Source organism: Mycobacterium sp. 5-140-3-2, from assembly GCF_035666375.1.
GTDB classification, from domain to species: Bacteria; Actinomycetota; Actinomycetes; order Mycobacteriales; family Mycobacteriaceae; genus Mycobacterium; species Mycobacterium intracellulare.
The window spans coordinates 725,487-741,677 of sequence record NZ_CP142025.1 but is presented as its reverse complement, the minus strand read 5'-3'; the positions used below and the strand labels follow the sequence as shown (position 1 = coordinate 741,677).

The following is a 16,191-nucleotide window of genomic DNA, read 5'->3' as shown; positions in this document are numbered from 1 at the left end:
CGGAGCGCCATAGCCTCCGGGCGGGTAGAGCGTGCTTGCTTGAGTCGTCATCGTTGACCCTCCATTCGGATCCGCTGTTGTCGGCAGTTTTTCAAAGGCAGCGAGCTGGGCTACCAGGTCACCGGCAGTTCGTAGACGCCGTAGGCGAGGCGGTCGTGCTTGAACGGGACTTCTTCGATCGGCACGGCCAGTTCCATCGTCGGGACGCGGCGCAGCAGGGTCTGGAACACGATCTGCAGTTCCGCCCGCGCCAACTGCTGGCCCACGCACTGGTGGCGGCCGTATCCGAAGGCCACATTGCGATCGGCTCCCGAGCGATGCAGGTACAGGCGATCGGGTTCGGCGAAGGCCTGCGCGTCCCAGTTGGCCGGTGCCAGGTCGATGATGATGCCCTCGTTGGCACGAATGGTCTCGCCACCGATATGAATGTCTTCCACGGCGACGCGGCGCTGTCCGTTTTGGATGATGCTGAGGTAGCGCAGCAATTCCTCCACCGCGTTGGCGAGAATCTTCGGGTCCTCGGCATCGCGGATGACGGCGGCCTGGTCCGGATTCTCCAGCAGCGCAAGCACTCCGAGCCCGATCATGTTCGCGGTCGTCTCGTGCCCGGCGATCAGCAATCCGGTGCCCAGCTGCGCGGCTTCCTTGACACTGAGCTCGCCGGCCTTGACCCGCTCGGCGAGGTCGGAAACCGCGTCTTCCGCAGGGTTTTCCATCTTGGCTTCCACCAGCTGAGCCAGGTACTTGTGCAGGCTCATCGCGCCCTTCATGGTGTCCTCGGCGGCGGCAAAGCGCGCGAGGCCGACGTTGGCGTGGTGCTGGAACATCTCGGCGTCCTCGTAAGGCACGCCCAGCAATTGGCTGATCACCAGCGACGGAACCGGAAGCGCAATGGCGGCAACGACATCCGCGGGCTGCGGGCCGGCCAGCATCGTGTCGATGTGGTCGTCGGTGATCTGCTGGATCGTCGGGCGCAGACCCTCCACCCGCCGGAACGTGAAGGGCTTGGACAGCATCCGCCGGAACCGGGTGTGCTCCTCACCATCGGAGGTGAACACCGACCGGGGCCGCTTGTGCACGGTCGACAACATGCCTTCGTTCCAGTGCGGGAAGCCGGGCACCCGGTCGTCGACGCTGACCCGCGAATCCGAGAACAGCTCGCGCACTTGCTCGTAGCCGGTGATGAGCCACGGCGTACTGCCATCCCAGATCCGCACCCGAGACAGCGGCCGGGACTCGGCCAGCGCCATGACGTCCGGCGGCGGGGCGAACGGGCAGCGCGGCTCCCTGGCCATCGGATAGTCCGGAATGTCGGCGGTCTGCTCTGTGGTGGCACTCGTCAGAATGTCTGACATCTCTATTCCTCGATGTGGATGGCCAGGGCGGGACAGGCGGCCGCCGCCCGCCTCGCACCTTCGGCCTGGTCGGCCGTAGGACTGGGATTGAGTAGGACGACCACGCCGTCGTCATCGCGCTGGTCGAACACTTCGGGCGCATTCATGACGCAGTTCCCGGACGAGGCGCAAACATCTTGGTCAACAGTCACTTTCATCTTCAAACCCCCTCACTCGTACGCCGTCACGGGCGCCAGCCACAGGCCCACGATCGCGTCGATGAGCCCGGACGCCGCAGCGCGCCAGGAACGATGGGACGTCAACGTTCCCGCGACAAGCGCGCGTTCACGGTCGGCGCAGGTGTGCATCAACAGGTTTCGGGCCATGATGTTGCGTTCGAAGTGCACCTCGGCCGGCAGCTCGGGCAGACACCGGTTGATGCCCTCCACGACCTGAACCAGCGAGGGCGAGCTGAGCGCGCCCTTGACGATGATGTTGTAGTAGGCGGGGTCGGTCATCGCCTGCGCCGCGAACCGCGCGTACCACGTCGGATTTCCGAGCTCCTCGAGGTGATCGGTGAGCGGGCGCACCAGGCAGGCCACCCAGTTGCGCAGTTCGGCGTCCCGGCCGTCGGCGGTGGCGGAGGCCAACAACTCGTCGACCATCCGCTCGCGGAGCTGCTCGACGGGTCCGCGGTGCTTGTGCTCGATGGCGCGCACCAGGTCGGCCTTGGTGCCGAAGTGGTAGCCGACCGCGGCGTTGTTGCCCTGGCCGGCGGCCTCGCTGACTTGTCGGTTGGACACCGCGAACATGCCGTGCTCGGCGTAGAGCCGCTCGGCGGCCACCAAGATCGCCTCTTGGGTGGAGCTGGCCCGCTCGGTGCGCACGGTCCGGCCGACGGTGGTCATCGGCCCAGTCAACCCGCCGCAAGCCGTTAAGTCAAGCGCTTGATTTAATCCACAGACCGACCTTGGAGCGGGAGGCCGCCGGCACAGGCGGCCCGGGCGCGGGCTTACGGTCGCGTATCCGAGTTTGGCCCCGCGGGTTGCGGGTATTGCAGCTTCGCAGCGTCCTTCAGTCAACAGGGACGGTTCTGCTTCTCGACAGACGGGACGGTGCCGCCAGGACGCGCGGCTGCCCCTACAGATTTTGAGAAGGGGCCTTGAGTTTGTTGCGCGTAGCTTCGGTGCCGGCGTCGCACGTCTACGTCCGTCACCTCGGCAATCCGCACTCGGATTGCGTTGTGCGCCTGGATGATCCGGCGCCGGCGGATGGCCGCACCGTGCCGGGAGGCTGGTGGCCGCCGCTGATGTTGGAGCCGGGCTGGGTCAGCGACAACCACTCACGATTCGACGTGTTCCACATCCACTTCGGGTTCGACGCCATCACTCCGGAGGATTTGGCCGGAGTCGTCCAGGAGCTCAAGGAGCACAACAAGCCGCTGGTGTACACGGTGCACGATCTGCGCAATCCACATCACCCGGAACCCGAGGCCCACGCCGCGCAGCAGGACGTCCTGATTTCCGCCGCCGACGAGCTGATTACGCTGACACCCGGTGCCGCACAGCTGATTTGGCGAAACTGGCGGCGGCGGGCCCGCGTATTGCCGCACCCGCACGTGCTCGAAAAGGAGTGGATCGAGAGGCCCCGCGGCCGCGGCGAGCGATTCGTCGTCGGCCTGCACGCCAAAAGTCTGCGCGCCAACATGGACCCGTTGCCCGTCGTGGACGCGCTCGCGGCGATCGTGTCGTCCCTGCCCGACGCGATCCTGCAGGTCGACGTCCACGACGAGATCTTCGATCCCGACAATCACTGGTTCGCACCGTCGACCGGCGCGGCACTGCTGGCCTACGACTCCCACGAGCATGTGCAGGTCCGGGTGCACCCGTACTTCTCGGACGACGAATTCTGGGACTACCTCGCTTCGCTGACGGTTTCCGTACTGCCCTACCGGTTCGGCACCCATTCGGGCTGGCTCGAGGCGAGCTACGATCTCGGAACCGCCGTGGTGGCCCCCAGCTGCGGCTTCTATCGCCAGCAACGCCCGTGCGGCGTTTTCGGTTTCGGCGACCGGGGCTTCGATCCCGTGTCGCTGTGCGGTGCGATCCACCGGGCACACGCGCGTTGGGCCGCCGGCTGCCCCGCCCCCCGGGCCGACTGGGTGGCGCGGCTCGCCGAAAGGCGAGAGCTCGCCGCGGCGCATCGTGCCATCTACGCGAGCGTCCTGCGATGACGGAGCCACTGCGCGTGGCGCTGATCGCCTCGACCCGCCATCCGATCCGGCAACCGTTCGCCGGGGGGCTCGAAGCGCACGTCTGCCACCTGACCGGCGCGCTCGCATCCCGCGGCTATCGGGTGTCGCTGTTCGCCGCGGCGGGTTCGGATCCCGGTTTGAACTGTCAGACGCTCGACGTGCGCCCGTTGGATCTGTCGGAGGCGGCGCGCCACGACGTGTCGATGCCGCCGGCAGATTTCATGGCCGATCACCACGCGTACCTGTCGTTGATGTTGTGGCTGGCGGGGCCCGGGAGCCAACAGTTCGACGTCATCCACAACCACAGCCTGCATTACCTTCCGGTGGCGATGGCCTCGGCGTTGTCCACTCCGATGCTCACCACGGTGCACACGCCGCCGACGCCCTGGCTCGAGTCGGCGATCGGTGCCGCCACCGGGAAGGGCACCCGCTTTGCGGCGGTCTCCCGGCACACCGCTGCGGCGTGGCGAAGCCTCACCGGAGATATCACCGTGGTTCCCAACGGCATCCATACGGGCCAGTGGCCCCTCGGCCCGGGTGGGCCGTCCCTGGTGTGGTTTGGTCGGATCACACCGGAAAAGGCACCCCATCTGGCGATCGCCGCGGCCCAACGGGCGCGCCGACCGCTGGTCCTCGCCGGTCCGATCTCCGACCAGCAGTACTTTGTTCGCCACGTCGAGCCCCACCTTCGGGGCGACATCCGGTATGCGGGCCATCTGGACCACCGGCGTCTGGCCCACGTGGTCAGCCACGCCGCAGCGGCGCTTGTCACCCCGAGCTGGGACGAGCCGTACGGGCTTGTCGTCGCCGAAGCGATGTCGTGCGGCACCCCCGTCGTTGCGTTCGCCCTCGGTGGCATCCCCGAACTCATCAGCGCGGCGTCGGGGCGACTCATCGTCGCCGGTGACGTCGCCGCCATGGCGGACGCCATAGGCACGGTGCTCGCGCTACCGCGAAAGCGGGTGCGCGAGCACGCCATTCGCCAGTGTTCGGCCGAAGCGATGGTGACCGCCTACACCAATGTGTACCGAGAAATGATCGACGACTTCGCGGGCAGGCAACATGATCGGGTACTACATTCACCACCACGGGTTCGGGCATCTGGCTCGGGCCATGAGCGTCTGCGCACGGATGCGCCGCCCGGTGACCGCCATGACATCGCTCGATGTGCCGGAGCCCCAGCCGTTTTCGGCGGTCATGAGGCTACCGTGTGACGACGAGGGACCGCGGCCACGCGAGGCCACCGCACACGGCGCGCTGCACTGGGCGCCCCACCACGACGCCGGGCTGAGCGCCCGAATGAATCAGATCGCGGAGTGGGTGTCCGACGCGCGGCCCGAGGCCGTCGTTGTCGACGTATCGGTGGAAGTGGCGCTGTTCATCCGGTTGCTCGGCGTACCGGTGATCGTCGTGGCGTTGCCCGGCACCCGCGTGGACGCCCCGCATGTGCTGGTGCATCGCCTCGCCGATCACATCGTGGCGGCCTGGCCGCGCGCGTTGTGTGTGCCGTCATGGCTGCGGCAATGGGAGGACAAGACCAGCTACGTCGGTGGCATCAGCCGCTTCGAGGGCCGTGACCGTCGCGGCGACGAGCCCGAGTCATCGGCACGACCGTTGAAGGAGACGCGCGTCGTCGTATTGGGCGGGGCCGGCGACGCCTTCGGAACCTCGCTACAGGATTGTGCCGCAGCGGATTCGGTCCGGTCATGGACGACGCTCGGCGGCAAGGTCGGTGCGTGGAGAGATGATCCGTGGCCCGAGATCCGCGGGGCGGATGTCGTCGTCACCCACGCGGGTCAGAGCTGTATTGCTGATGTCGCCGCGGCGAGGCGCCCCGCGTTGGTCCTCCCGCAGCCGCGGCCCTTCGATGAGCAACACGCGACGGCCCGGATGCTCAAGCGCCATCAGCTTGCGGTGGTCGCGCACGGCATGCCCGACCCACGGGCGTGGCCGGCGCTGCTGACCGCCACCGCGGCGACCGACCCGCGACGGTGGCGACGGTGGGAAGTGGATGGGGCGGCCGACCGTGCCGCCGAAGCCATCGAGTCGACGGCCCGCCGTTGCAGGCAAGGCACGTAGTGCGCACCGCCGTCATCACCATCGTGCACGGCAGGGGCGCCCACCTGCGGCGGCAGCTCGAAGGCCTCGCCACCAGCACACTGCGGCCGGACCTGCACATCGTGGTCGCGCTCGGTGACCCCACCGTCGCCGCCCTGGTAAGCGAGCTGAAGGCGCCGGCGCTGGTGGTTGAGTACGAGGCCGCCCGCCCGCTGCCGGTGGCGATGGGACGCAACGTGGGAGCCGCCGCGGCGATACGAAATGCCGCCGAGCTCTTGGTTTTTCTCGACGTCGATTGCATTCCCGGCGCGGAGTTGCTCGACCGCTACCACGGGGTCGCAGGCAGATCCGAGCACGCGGACGCGATCCTGAACGGCCCGGTCACGTATCTGCCACCACCCGGGCCGGGCGGCTACGTGATCTCCGAGGTGCGGTCGAATCCCGATCCGCATCGTGCTCGGCCCGCGCCGCGGGACGGCGCTGTCCTGTCCACGACGGACTATGCGCTGTTCTGGTCGCTGTCTTTCGCGGTGAAAGTCCCTACGTGGCAGCGGATCGGGGGATTCTGCGAGCGGTACCGCGGCTACGGCGGAGAGGACACGGACTTCGCGCAATGCGCGGCGGCACGCCAAGTTCCGATGCGCTGGGTCGGCGGGGCCCACGCATTCCACCAGCACCATGCGGTCGCCGATCCCCCCGTCGACCACCTCGAGGACATACTGCGCAACGCCGAGATCTTCTATGGGCGTTGGGGTTGGTGGCCGATGGAGGGCTGGCTGTCCTCCTTCGCGGACCAAGGCCTGATCCGTCGCGACGCCGACGGGCGTCCCCGCCCTATCCCCCACCCTTCTTGGGCCGAATGACCTTGCCCGCCACCGTTCCGCCGTCGACGGGCAGCACGGTCCCGGTGACGTATCGCGACCGGTCGGTGGCGAAATACAGCGCGGCCTCGGCGACGTCATCGGGCGTGCCGTCGCGCTTCAGCGGGCGGTCATCGCGCATCCCCTGGCGAATCCGCGCCTCGAACCGCTCGAGCTGTTCGGGGTCCATGCCGGCCGCCGACTTCCCCAAGATCGGCGTGGGGATGCTGCCCGGCGCGATGGCGTTGACCCGAATCTCGTGATACGCCAACTCGATTGCGGCGGACTTGGTGAACTGGATGACCGCCGCCTTGGACGCGCGGTAGATCATCACGCCGCCGCCGGCCTGGATCCCGCCGATCGAGGTGATGTTGATAATGGATCCGCCGCCATGTTCGGCCATGTGCCGCGCGGCATCTCGGGTGCCCGCCATGACGCCCAGCACGTTGACCCCCATCACCCTGTGGAAATCGGTCAGGTCGTCGTCGAGCAACTTCCGCAGGGGGCTCGAGATTCCGGCGTTGTTGACCATCACGTGCAGGCCGCCGAACTTCGCGACGGCAGCGGAGACCAGCGCGCCGACCTGCTCGAGGTCGGAGACATCCGTCGGCTGGAAGAGCGCATTGTCGCCCAGCGATGCCGCCAGCGCCTTGCCCCGGTCGGTCTCGACGTCGGCGATGACGACGCGTGCGCCCTCGGCCACAAACCGCTCCACGAGGCCCCGGCCAATGCCGGACGCGCCGCCGGTGACGATGGCGACCTTGCCATCAAGTTCGTTAACCACCTGACGAGTTAATCGGGGCCCTCAGCGTTAAGTCAAGCAGTTGATTTAAGACTGCGCGGGCCGGGTGCTCGTCGCCCCGGCGACGCGCGCCATCGGTAAGGTCGTACAGCAAATCCTTCGGACGCGGCGGTGTGGGTGAAAGTTCAGCAGGCGCAACCTTTGCGCGGCCGGAGCGCGGAATGCGCGGCGCTCGAACGCCTGGTGTCGGACGCCCGCGCCGGCCAAAGCCGGGTCCTGGTGTTGCGGGGGGAAGCGGGCATCGGCAAGACCGCATTGTTGGACTTCGTTTCCGAGCGTGCTTCGGGATTTCGCGTGGCGCGGGTGGCGGGCGTGGAGTCCGAGATGGAGCTCCCGTTCGCCGCGCTGCAGCAACTCTGCGTGCCGCTGCTCGAATTCTCCGACCGCTTACCGGCTCCGCAACGCGACGCCCTGGAGATCGCCTTCGGGCGAAGCGCCGGACGGGCACCGGAGCGCTTCCTGGTCGGGTTGGCGGTGCTCAGTTTGATCGGCGCGGCGACGGAATCGCAGCCCTTGATCGTCCTGGTCGACGATGCGCAGTGGATTGACCGTATCTCGGCCCAGACGTTGGCGTTTGTCGCCCGCCGCCTGATCGCCGAGCCGGCGGCGATGGTCTTCGCGATGCGCGACGGTGCCGTGGCGTTGGACACCGATGAGCTGAGCGGGCTGCCCGAATTGGCGCTCGGCGGGCTCGAACCGGGCGACGCCCGCGCGTTGCTGGATTCGGTCATCCTCGGCCGGCTGGACGACCAGGTGCGCGATCGCATCGTGGCGGAAACGCGGGGCAATCCGTTGGCTCTGCTGGAGCTGCCCCGGGGCCTGACCGGCGCGGAGCTGGCGGGCGGCTTCCAGCGCCCGGACGTGCGACCGCTGACGGGACAGATCGAGCAGACATTCCTGCGGCGGATCCGCTCGCTTCCCGACCACACCCAGCGCCTGTTGACGACCGCCGCCGCGGAACCGGTGGGCGACGCCGCGCTATTGCTGCGCGCCGCCGAGCATTTGGGCCTTCCGCCGGACGCGGCGGCCGATGCGGAAGCGGCCGGGTTGATCGACGTGGGGACCCGGGTGCGGTTCCGGCATCCCCTGGTGCGCTCGGCCGCATACCGCACGGCGGACCTGATCGAGCGCCGACGGATCCATCGCGCGCTGGCCGAGGCGACCGACAGGCGAAGTGATCCCGACCGCCGCGCATGGCATCTGGCCATCGCGGCCCACGGCCCGGACGAATCCGTTGCCGCCGCGCTGGAGCGCTCCGCCGACCGCGCCCAGGCCCGGGGCGGCGTCGCCGCCGCGGCCGCCTTCTTGGAACGGGCGACCCAATTGAGCGCCGAGCCGTCCCGCCGGGGAACGCGGGCGCTCGCGGCCGCTCAGGCCAAACGCGACGCGGCAGCCTTCGACGCGGCGGACGAGCTGATCACGGTCGCCGAGGGCGCGTCGCTGGATGAGTTGCAGCAGGCCCGTGCCGCCCGGTTGCGCGCGCAGATCGTCTTCGCCCGAAGCCGCAGCGGTGCCGCCGACGCGCCAACGGTCTCCGACGCCGCCATCGGTTTGCTCGATGCCGCCCGCGGGCTGGAGAGACTTGACGACGCGCATTCCCGCGAAACGTACCTAGAAGCCTTGGGGGCGGCGATGTTCGGCGGCCGGCTCTGCCCGCACGGCGGCATTCACCTGGTCGCCGAAGCGGCCCGCGCCGCGCCGCCCGGACCGCAACCCGCGCGTCCGGTCGACCTTCTGCTGGACGGCATCGCGTTGCGGGCCACGGCCGGGCAAGTCCCGAGCGTGACGGCGCTGCGCGACGCGCTAGCCCGCATCCAGGACGAAGCCGAGCGGGGCGACGATGTGCTGCACTGGTTCTGGCAAGCCTTCCCCGTCGTCCAGGAATCCGCCGTCCACGAGCTGTGGGACGACGAGGTATGGCACCGTCTGGCCACCCACGCCGTTCGGCTCGCGCGCGGCGCGGGCGCACTCGCCGTGTTACCGCACGCCCTGGTCTACCGCGCCGGAGTGCACGTGCAGGCGGGCGAATTCGCGACGGCGTCTCAACTCATCGAGGAGGCCAAGGCGATCTCGGCCGCCACCGGTTATGTCCCGGTCAAATACCACTCGGTCCTGTTGGCCGCGTGGCGCGGCAACGAGGACGTCGCGACCGCCCTGATCGAGCAGGCCGCCGCGGACGGGATGGCAAGGGGCGAAGGGCGAGTCGTCGGATTGACCGGGTATTGCGGCGCCGTCCTCTACAACGGCCTGTGCCGCTATGACGACGCCTTCGCGGCGGCCCGCAGGGCATGCGAATACGAGGACCTGGGCCTGTTCGGATGGTGCCTGATCGAACTCGTCGAAGCCGCCGCGCGAAGCGGCCAAAAGGACGCGGCCCGCGACGCCCTGCGCCAACTGGAAGTCCGGGCGCTCAGCGCCCGAACAGATTGGGCCGACGGCGTTTACCTTCGGTCCAAGGCGCTGCTGGCCTCCGACCGCGACGCGGAGGCCTGCCACCTCGAGGCGATCGACAAGCTCGCGCGGACGCGCATCGCCGTCCAGCTGGCCCGCGCGCACCTGTCCTACGGGGAGTGGCTGCGCCGTTGCAACCGCCGGATCGACGCGCGCTCCCAGTTGGGTACCGCCCACGAGATGTTCACCCGGATGGGTGCCGACGCGTTCGCCGCGCGAGCCCACCGCGAGCTGCTGGCCACCGGCGAGAAAGTGAACAAGCGGTCCGGGAAAACGGGAAACGCCTCCGGCGGCGAGCTGACGGCGCAGGAGGCCCAGATCGCCCGGCTGGCCGGTGAGGGCCTGACCAACCCCGAGATCGCCGCGCAGTTGTTCATCAGCAGCCACACCGTCGAATGGCACCTGCGCAAGGTGTTCGCCAAGCTCGGCATCACCTCCCGCCGGCAACTGCGCGGCTTGGCCAAGGAGTTCGGCCCCCTGAGTTCGGCATGACTACGGACTTTCCAGGGTTCCCCCGGACCGGCGCGCGGGCCATGCTGAAGAGGCCAGTTCGTCGGGAAGCGTGAAAGGCGTGGTCATGAAGGTTTTGGTAATCGGTGGCAGTGGGTTGATCGGATCACAGGTTGTCACCCTGCTCACCGAGCAGGGACACGAAGCCGTCCCGGCGTCACCGAGCACGGGCGTCAACACCGTGACCGGTGAGGGGGTCGCCGAGGCCGTCGCCGGTGTCCAGGCGGTGGTGGACGTCTCCAACTCGCCGTCGTGGGCAGATGACGACGTGCTGAACTTCTTCACCACCTCCACCCGCAACCTCCTCGAGGCGGAGCGGGCCGCGGGCGTGCAGCACCACGTCGCGCTCTCGATCGTGGGAGCCGACCGCGCGGCCGCAAGCGGCTACATGCGGGCCAAGATCGCTCAGGAAAAGGTGATCGTGGAATCCGGAGCCCCCTACACCATCGTGCGGGCCACTCAGTTCTTCGAATTCGTTGCGGGCATTGCGGATTCGATGACCGAGGGTGACACGGTCCGGGCGCCGCATGGGGCGTTCCAGCCGATCGCCGCCGCGGATGTGGCCACGGCCGTCGCCCGCGCCGCGATCGGTGAGCCGGTCAACGGGGTGACCAACATCGCCGGACCCGAAAAGCAGGGCATGGACGACTTCATCCGGACCCGGTTCGCCGCGACCGGCGATGCCCGCCGCGTGGTGACCGACCCGAATGCGCAGTATTACGGCGCGGTCCTCGACGAGCGCATGATCGTTCCCGTCGAGGGCGAAGAAGTGACCATCTACCCCACCCGGTTCGGCGACTGGCTGGCCTCGCAGGCGCCCAGCAACGCCGAGTAACGGCTGGAGGAGGCGGTCCGATGGAGCTGATGGACCACACCGCGGTGATCACCGGCGGGACGGCGGGCATTGGACTGGAATCGGCTCGGCTGTTCGCCAGCGAAGGCGCCACCGTCATCGTCTCGGGCCGCGATCCGGCCAGGGGAGCGCACGCGGTGGAGGTCATCGGCCCGAAGGCACGGTTCATCCAGACCGACATGGCCGATATCGATTCGGTGAATTCGCTTGTGCAGCAGTGCGGTGAGGTCGACATCATCGTCAACAACGCCGGCAGCTTTCCGTCGGCATTGACGGTGGAGCAGGGGATGTCGGCGTTCGAGACGATGTTCGACACCAACGTGCGCGGCGCGTACTTTCTGGTTGCCGGCCTGGTCCCGGGAATGCTCAACCGCGGCCGCGGCAGCATCGTCAACATCACGACCATGGCCGCCTTCAAGGGAATTCCCGGTGCGTCGGGCTACAGCGCCTCCAAGGCCGCGGTGGAATCGCTCACCCGCACCTGGGCCGCCGAATTCGGAGGGGCCGGGGTGCGGGTGAACAGCGTGGCGCCGGGGCCCACCCGCACCCCCGGGGTGGCGGCGGAATGGGGCGACGTCAACGAGGAGCTCGGGCGGGCCCTGCCACTGGGGCGCACCGCCTTCCCGTCCGAGATCGCCGAAGCGGTGCTCTTCCTGAGCTCCCCTCGCTCCAGCTTCATCACCGGCTCGACCCTGCACGTCGACGGCGGCGGCGCCGCGGTTTGACCGCCGCGGCGGTCAACGTCGAGTTGTTGCGGACTTTTCGCCGGCGTTCGCTCTACGGTGGGTAGTTGCGCAACGACGAGGAGCATTCATTGCCCGGGCAACCCACCAGCGACGTAACCTTCGACCGAACCCGGCTCACCAGGCGCGGTTTCATGGCCGCGGGCATCGCCGGCGGGTTGGCGCTGACGGCGTGCAGCCAAACCAAACCCGAGCCGTCGGGCAGTGCCAGGATGGCCGCCGCCGTCGATGCGGCCGAGGCCGCCCGGCCGCACAGCGGCCGGACCGTCACCGCCACCCTGACGTCCCAGCAGGTGCAGATCGACCTGGGCGGACCGGTCGTCCGCACGCTGGCCTTCGGCGATTCCATCCCCGGTCCGGTGCTCCGCGCCAGCATCGGTGACCAAGTCGTGGTGACGGTGAAAAACCGGCTCGATCATCCGACGTCGGTGCATTGGCACGGTATCGCCGTGCGCAACGACATGGACGGCGCCGAGCCCGCCACGCCCAACATCGCGGCCGGCCACGACTTCACTTACCGGTTCTCCGTGCCCAACTCGGGCACCTACTGGGCACATCCGCACACCGGCCTGGACGAGGACACCGGGCTGTACCTGCCGGTCATCGTCGACGACCCGACCGAGGGCAACTACGACGCCGAATGGATTGTCGTCCTCGACGATTGGACCGACGGCGTCGGCAAGAGCCCCCAGCAGCTCTACGGCGATCTGAGCAACCCGAACAAGTCGCCCATGCCCGCCACATCCGAGACGACCCCGACCACCACGCCGGCGAGCGAAGCGAGTACGAGCGAGACCAGCCCGACGACTTCGACGAGCCCGGCGCCCGGCGGGCCCGGGCCCACGGCGGGAAGTGCCGGCAGCAGCGACCTCCTCGGTGGTGGCGCCGGAGACATCACCTACCCCCACTACCTGATCAACGGCCGAATTCCCGCCTCCCCCATGACGTTCAACGCGAAGGCTGGCCAGCGGATACGGATCCGCTTCATCAACGCCGCCTCCGACACCACCTTCCGGGTCGCGCTGGCCGGCCATTCGATGACGGTGACCCACACCGACGGCTACCCCGTGGTGCCCGCTGCGGTCGACGCCCTGCTCATCGGCATGGCCGAACGCTACGACGTCCTGGTGACCGCCGCGGACGGTGTCTTCCCACTGGTCGCCGTCGCGGAGGGCAAAAACGGCCTGGCGCGGGCATTGCTGGCCACGGGGGCGGGCAGCGCGCCCGACCCGCAACTGCAGCCCGGCGAACTCACCAAGCGCGTGGGCACCGTCGAAATGTTCACCGCCACAACACCGGTCAACCTTGGGCGCCCCGACCCGAACCTCAATCTCCCGGTCGTGCTGGGCGGCAACATGATGCAGTACAACTGGACGATCAACGGGCAGCCCTTCGGCAAGACGAGCCCGCTGCGCGTGCAACAGGGCCAGCGGCCCACCATCACCTTCGACAACACCACGACGATGTATCACCCGATTCACCTGCACGGGCACACGTTCCAGGTGATCAAGCCCGACGGCAGCCCGGGCGCCCGCAAGGACACCGTCATCGTGCTGCCCAAACAGAAGCTCGCCGCCGTTCTCGTTGCCGATAACCCCGGCACGTGGCTGATGCACTGCCACAACACCTATCACCAGGTCGCCGGGATGGAGACGCGCCTGGACTACGTCTTCTGACGATTCAGAGGCTGCCCAAGAATTCGGTCAGCAACCGGTTGACCACCGACGATTGCTCGATCTGCGGGCAGTGCCCGGCGTCGTCGACCACCACCGAACGGGCTCCGTCGATCTGCTTGGCGATCTGGGCCGCCCAGCCGCTGGGCAGGAGCTTGTCGTCGCCGCCCTCGACGACAAGCGTTGGCACGCCGATGCGTTCGTAGGCCCGCGCGCTGGACGGGGCGGAGGACGGCGTGGCGCCGGGGCGGCGGAACCTGGCCGCGGCGATGGCCTCCCATGCCCCCGGCGCGGTGCTCGACTCGTGACGGCGCCGCACGTAGTCCTCGTCGTCGGCATAGGCGGGGTCGGAAAACAGGGCTTCGACGATGCGGCGCATGGCCGGCAACGTGGCGTCATAGTTCTGCAGCGCCTCGAAATGCTGGTTCTGCTGGATTTCGCCGCCGCCGCAGATGATCACCAGGCTCCGGACCGGCAGCAGCGGCGTCTCCGACGTGCTGTCGGTGAGCAGGTTGATGGCGCCCATCGAATTGCCGACGAAGTGCGCCGAGCCGACGCCGAGCAATTCGCAAAACCGGGCGACGTGCCGGATCCGCATGCCGCGCCCGTCGACGAAGTCGATCACCTTGGCCGAACTTCCGTACCCCAGCATGTCCGGGGCCAGCACCCGGTAGCGTGCGGCGAGCGCGGAAATGTTGCGTTCCCAACCGAGTTCGGCACTCGCGCCGAACTCACCGCCGTGCAGGAGCACCACCGGCTCGCCCTCGCCGGCTTCCAGGTAACCGGTGGAAAGGCCGTCCACCGACAAGGTTTTGCGCTGAACGTCCATCATTTGATCGCGATCGGGTTGACCGGCGATCCCACTGCCCCAACGACTCTCAGCGGCGGGGCGATGAGCTGGAATTCGTAGACGCCATCGGCTGCGCAGTCCTCGGCCAGCGCGGTGAGATCCCAGTACTCGCCGAACATCATTCCCATGTCGCGCAGGCAGAGCAGATGCAGGGGCAGGAACACGCCCTCTACTCCCGAGACCAGGTCCTCGACCTGGAGGTTGTCGGCCGCGACCGCGGCGGCCTCGTGGTCGTGCAGCCACGAGGCGCAACTCCAGTCCAGTCCGGAGAAGGGTTCGGTCTTGTCCCCGGTCTGCGCGAACCTCGTCCACCAGCCGGTCCGGATCAGCACGATGTCACCGCGTTCGATCCGCACGCCCTGCGCGCGAGCGGCATCGTCTAATTCTTCGGGTGTGATCGGATTCCCCTGCTCGAGAAAGACTTCCGCATTCCGGTGGCGGACCATATCCAGCAGCACGCCTCGCGAAGTAATGCCCTTGCCGTCGACCTTGTCGATTCCGCAATGCACGGCGCCCATGCTGGTCACCGAATCCGCTCGGAAGCCGTTGTAGAGCTGCTCGTCGTAGTAGACGTGCGACAGCGCGTCCCACTGACTTGCCGCCTGTAGCGGCATGATGATCAGGTCGTCGTTGAAGCGGAACGGATTGTCATCACCCAGGTAACTGCTGAGCTGTTGGGCTATTGGGTTGCTCGCCCACCCCGGTCCGTACCGGGCAAGCGTCTTCGCGTCTCCGCCATCGATGGTCATGATATGGACCGGGTTGTGCCGATATTCGAAGGCGCCCTGCGGGCCCGACGCACCGAAGTCCACCCCGAGAGGAAAGACCCTGCCGCGCCGGACCAGGCTTGCGGCCTGGGCGATCTTTTCCTCGGTGATGAAGTTCAGCGTGCCAAGCTCGTCATCGTCACCCCAGCGGCCCCAGTTGCTGACATCGCGCGCAGCCCGGCGAAAGTCGGTCACACTGGCCACGAAGCACGCCCTTCCTCGAGTTCACGAGCTATCGCGGCGCCCACGTTTCCGCCGTCTACCCACACAACCTGACCCGAAATATAACTGGCCGCACGGCTATTCAGGAAGAGCAGCACCGCCGCCTGCTCCGCCGGTTCGGACACGCGTCCCAGCGGCTTGGGGATGTCGTCGAGGAAGCCCTGCCCGTATGCCGTACGAAGCTGGTCCAGGATCGGTGTCTCGGTGACCCCCGGCCCGGTGCAGTTGATACGGATCCCCCTGCCGCCCAGCGGCGTGGCGCTGCGCATGGTGTACAGGATGATGGCTTCCTTGGACAGTTGGTAGCCGTTGCCCAGCGCTTCGCGATGTCGATCGCACCAGTCGATCCCCTCCTGCATGGTCGCCGTGTCGAGCAACGGCGCCACCTCGCGCAGGTGCTCACGATAGGCGGCCGCCGCGAGCGAGGACACGCTGACGATGGACGATCCCGCGGTCATCTTCGGGATGAGCGCCTCGGTGAGATGGCGTAACCCCAAGAAGTTGATCGTGACGATCAACGGCGGGTTGCCCACACCCGAGGAGACCCCGGCGATGTTGAACAGCGCGTCGACCGGCCCGTCGATGGATGCCACCGCGCGATCGATCGACGCGGGATCGGCCAGGTCGATCTCGTGGAAACCGCCGATCCCGAAGTCGGGCCGGCGCTTATCCAGCCCGACGACGTCGGCCCCCAGATCGGTGAGCTGACGCACCACGTATTCCCCGATGCCCGAGGCGCATCCGGTCACCACCGCCCGGCGGCCGTCGTAGCGCCACAGCTCGTCGATTGCTCCCAAGGCTCGCCCCGACATCT

At 68.1% G+C, this 16,191-nt stretch carries 15 protein-coding genes; 8 read left to right on the top strand and 7 right to left on the bottom strand.

What is annotated here, in order from left to right; translation table 11 throughout:
- Positions 1-110: 110 nt before the first annotated feature.
- From P6281_RS03765 to P6281_RS03755, 3 genes are read right to left on the bottom strand one after another with little or no spacing between them, the layout of a single operon-like run.
- The gene (locus P6281_RS03765; RefSeq protein WP_009952196.1) at positions 111-1,355 is read right to left on the bottom strand and encodes a cytochrome P450; all 1,245 of its coding nucleotides are present in this window, start codon (positions 1,353-1,355) and stop codon (positions 111-113) included.
- 2 nt (positions 1,356-1,357) lie between these two features.
- Positions 1,358-1,552 carry a ferredoxin gene (locus P6281_RS03760; RefSeq protein ID WP_026071472.1) on the bottom strand — a complete coding sequence of 65 codons (195 nt, stop codon included), beginning with the start codon at positions 1,550-1,552 and terminating at the stop codon, positions 1,358-1,360.
- A gap of 12 nt (positions 1,553-1,564) precedes the next feature.
- On the bottom strand, positions 1,565-2,242 hold the full coding sequence (locus tag P6281_RS03755) for a TetR family transcriptional regulator (RefSeq protein ID WP_014383840.1): 678 nt from the start codon (positions 2,240-2,242) through the stop codon (positions 1,565-1,567).
- Positions 2,243-2,520: 278 nt separating this feature from the next.
- Between P6281_RS03755 and P6281_RS03750 the strand changes: the two genes are divergently transcribed.
- The 4 genes from P6281_RS03750 to P6281_RS03735 are packed head-to-tail and all read left to right on the top strand — an operon-like array spanning position 2,521 to position 6,509.
- Complete coding sequence (locus P6281_RS03750; protein ID WP_009952199.1) at positions 2,521-3,567, top strand: glycosyltransferase; 1,047 nt, start codon at positions 2,521-2,523, stop codon at positions 3,565-3,567.
- Positions 3,564-4,802, top strand: a complete 1,239-nt coding sequence (locus P6281_RS03745; RefSeq protein WP_324738618.1) for a glycosyltransferase — start codon at positions 3,564-3,566, stop codon at positions 4,800-4,802. Before P6281_RS03750 ends, P6281_RS03745 begins: the two co-directional genes overlap by 4 nt.
- Positions 4,786-5,667: a glycosyltransferase gene (locus P6281_RS03740; protein WP_036458256.1), complete on the top strand. Its 882-nt coding sequence runs from the start codon at positions 4,786-4,788 to the stop codon at positions 5,665-5,667. The genes P6281_RS03745 and P6281_RS03740 overlap by 17 nt, the downstream gene beginning before the upstream one ends.
- A complete protein-coding gene (locus P6281_RS03735) occupies positions 5,667-6,509 on the top strand; it encodes a glycosyltransferase family 2 protein (protein WP_202284642.1) in 843 nt (280 codons plus the stop codon). The genes P6281_RS03740 and P6281_RS03735 overlap by 1 nt, the downstream gene beginning before the upstream one ends.
- On the opposite strand, the gene P6281_RS03730 is transcribed toward P6281_RS03735, so the two are convergent.
- A complete protein-coding gene (locus P6281_RS03730) occupies positions 6,481-7,290 on the bottom strand; it encodes an SDR family NAD(P)-dependent oxidoreductase (protein ID WP_014379153.1) in 810 nt (269 codons plus the stop codon). The two genes, P6281_RS03735 and P6281_RS03730, sit on opposite strands and share 29 nt — an antisense overlap.
- 201 nt (positions 7,291-7,491) lie before the next feature.
- Here P6281_RS03730 and P6281_RS03725 point away from each other — a divergent pair, with 201 nt between their 5' ends.
- From P6281_RS03725 to P6281_RS03710, 4 genes are all read left to right on the top strand, one after another.
- Positions 7,492-10,251 (top strand): helix-turn-helix transcriptional regulator, encoded by a 2,760-nt coding sequence (locus P6281_RS03725; protein ID WP_324738922.1) that lies wholly within the window; start codon positions 7,492-7,494, stop codon positions 10,249-10,251.
- Between the two features lie 85 nt (positions 10,252-10,336).
- A complete protein-coding gene (locus P6281_RS03720; RefSeq protein WP_324738617.1) occupies positions 10,337-11,104 on the top strand; it encodes an SDR family oxidoreductase in 768 nt (255 codons plus the stop codon).
- Positions 11,105-11,124: 20 nt separating this feature from the next.
- Positions 11,125-11,847 (top strand): SDR family NAD(P)-dependent oxidoreductase, encoded by a 723-nt coding sequence (locus P6281_RS03715; protein ID WP_008253618.1) that lies wholly within the window; start codon positions 11,125-11,127, stop codon positions 11,845-11,847.
- Between the two features lie 152 nt (positions 11,848-11,999).
- Positions 12,000-13,541, top strand: a complete 1,542-nt coding sequence (locus P6281_RS03710) for a multicopper oxidase family protein (protein WP_225337265.1) — start codon at positions 12,000-12,002, stop codon at positions 13,539-13,541.
- Positions 13,542-13,545: 4 nt separating this feature from the next.
- On the opposite strand, the gene P6281_RS03705 is transcribed toward P6281_RS03710, so the two are convergent.
- The 3 genes from P6281_RS03705 to P6281_RS03695 are packed head-to-tail and all read right to left on the bottom strand — an operon-like array spanning position 13,546 to position 16,174.
- Positions 13,546-14,367 (bottom strand): alpha/beta fold hydrolase, encoded by an 822-nt coding sequence (locus P6281_RS03705; RefSeq protein WP_014941295.1) that lies wholly within the window; start codon positions 14,365-14,367, stop codon positions 13,546-13,548.
- Complete coding sequence (locus tag P6281_RS03700; protein ID WP_036458223.1) at positions 14,367-15,359, bottom strand: cyclase family protein; 993 nt, start codon at positions 15,357-15,359, stop codon at positions 14,367-14,369. Before P6281_RS03700 ends, P6281_RS03705 begins: the two co-directional genes overlap by 1 nt.
- Positions 15,347-16,174, bottom strand: a complete 828-nt coding sequence (locus P6281_RS03695; protein ID WP_085978331.1) for a coniferyl-alcohol dehydrogenase — start codon at positions 16,172-16,174, stop codon at positions 15,347-15,349. The genes P6281_RS03700 and P6281_RS03695 overlap by 13 nt, the downstream gene beginning before the upstream one ends.
- Between the last annotated feature and the right edge of the window lie 17 nt (positions 16,175-16,191).

Excerpts from the sequence above, each read along its gene's own strand:
- P6281_RS03760 (WP_026071472.1), bottom strand. The coding sequence starts at position 1,552 with ATGAAAGTGACTGTTGACCAAGATGTTTGCGCCTCGTCCGGGAACTGC.
- P6281_RS03755 (WP_014383840.1), bottom strand. The coding sequence starts at position 2,242 with ATGACCACCGTCGGCCGGACCGTGCGCACCGAGCGGGCCAGCTCCACC.
- P6281_RS03765 (WP_009952196.1), bottom strand. The coding sequence starts at position 1,355 with ATGTCAGACATTCTGACGAGTGCCACCACAGAGCAGACCGCCGACATT.
- P6281_RS03740 (WP_036458256.1), top strand. The coding sequence starts at position 4,786 with ATGAGGCTACCGTGTGACGACGAGGGACCGCGGCCACGCGAGGCCACC.
- P6281_RS03705 (WP_014941295.1), bottom strand. The coding sequence starts at position 14,367 with ATGGACGTTCAGCGCAAAACCTTGTCGGTGGACGGCCTTTCCACCGGT.
- P6281_RS03720 (WP_324738617.1), top strand. The coding sequence starts at position 10,337 with ATGAAGGTTTTGGTAATCGGTGGCAGTGGGTTGATCGGATCACAGGTT.
- P6281_RS03710 (WP_225337265.1), top strand. The coding sequence starts at position 12,000 with ATGGCCGCGGGCATCGCCGGCGGGTTGGCGCTGACGGCGTGCAGCCAA.
- P6281_RS03745 (WP_324738618.1), top strand. The coding sequence starts at position 3,564 with ATGACGGAGCCACTGCGCGTGGCGCTGATCGCCTCGACCCGCCATCCG.
- P6281_RS03715 (WP_008253618.1), top strand. The coding sequence starts at position 11,125 with ATGGAGCTGATGGACCACACCGCGGTGATCACCGGCGGGACGGCGGGC.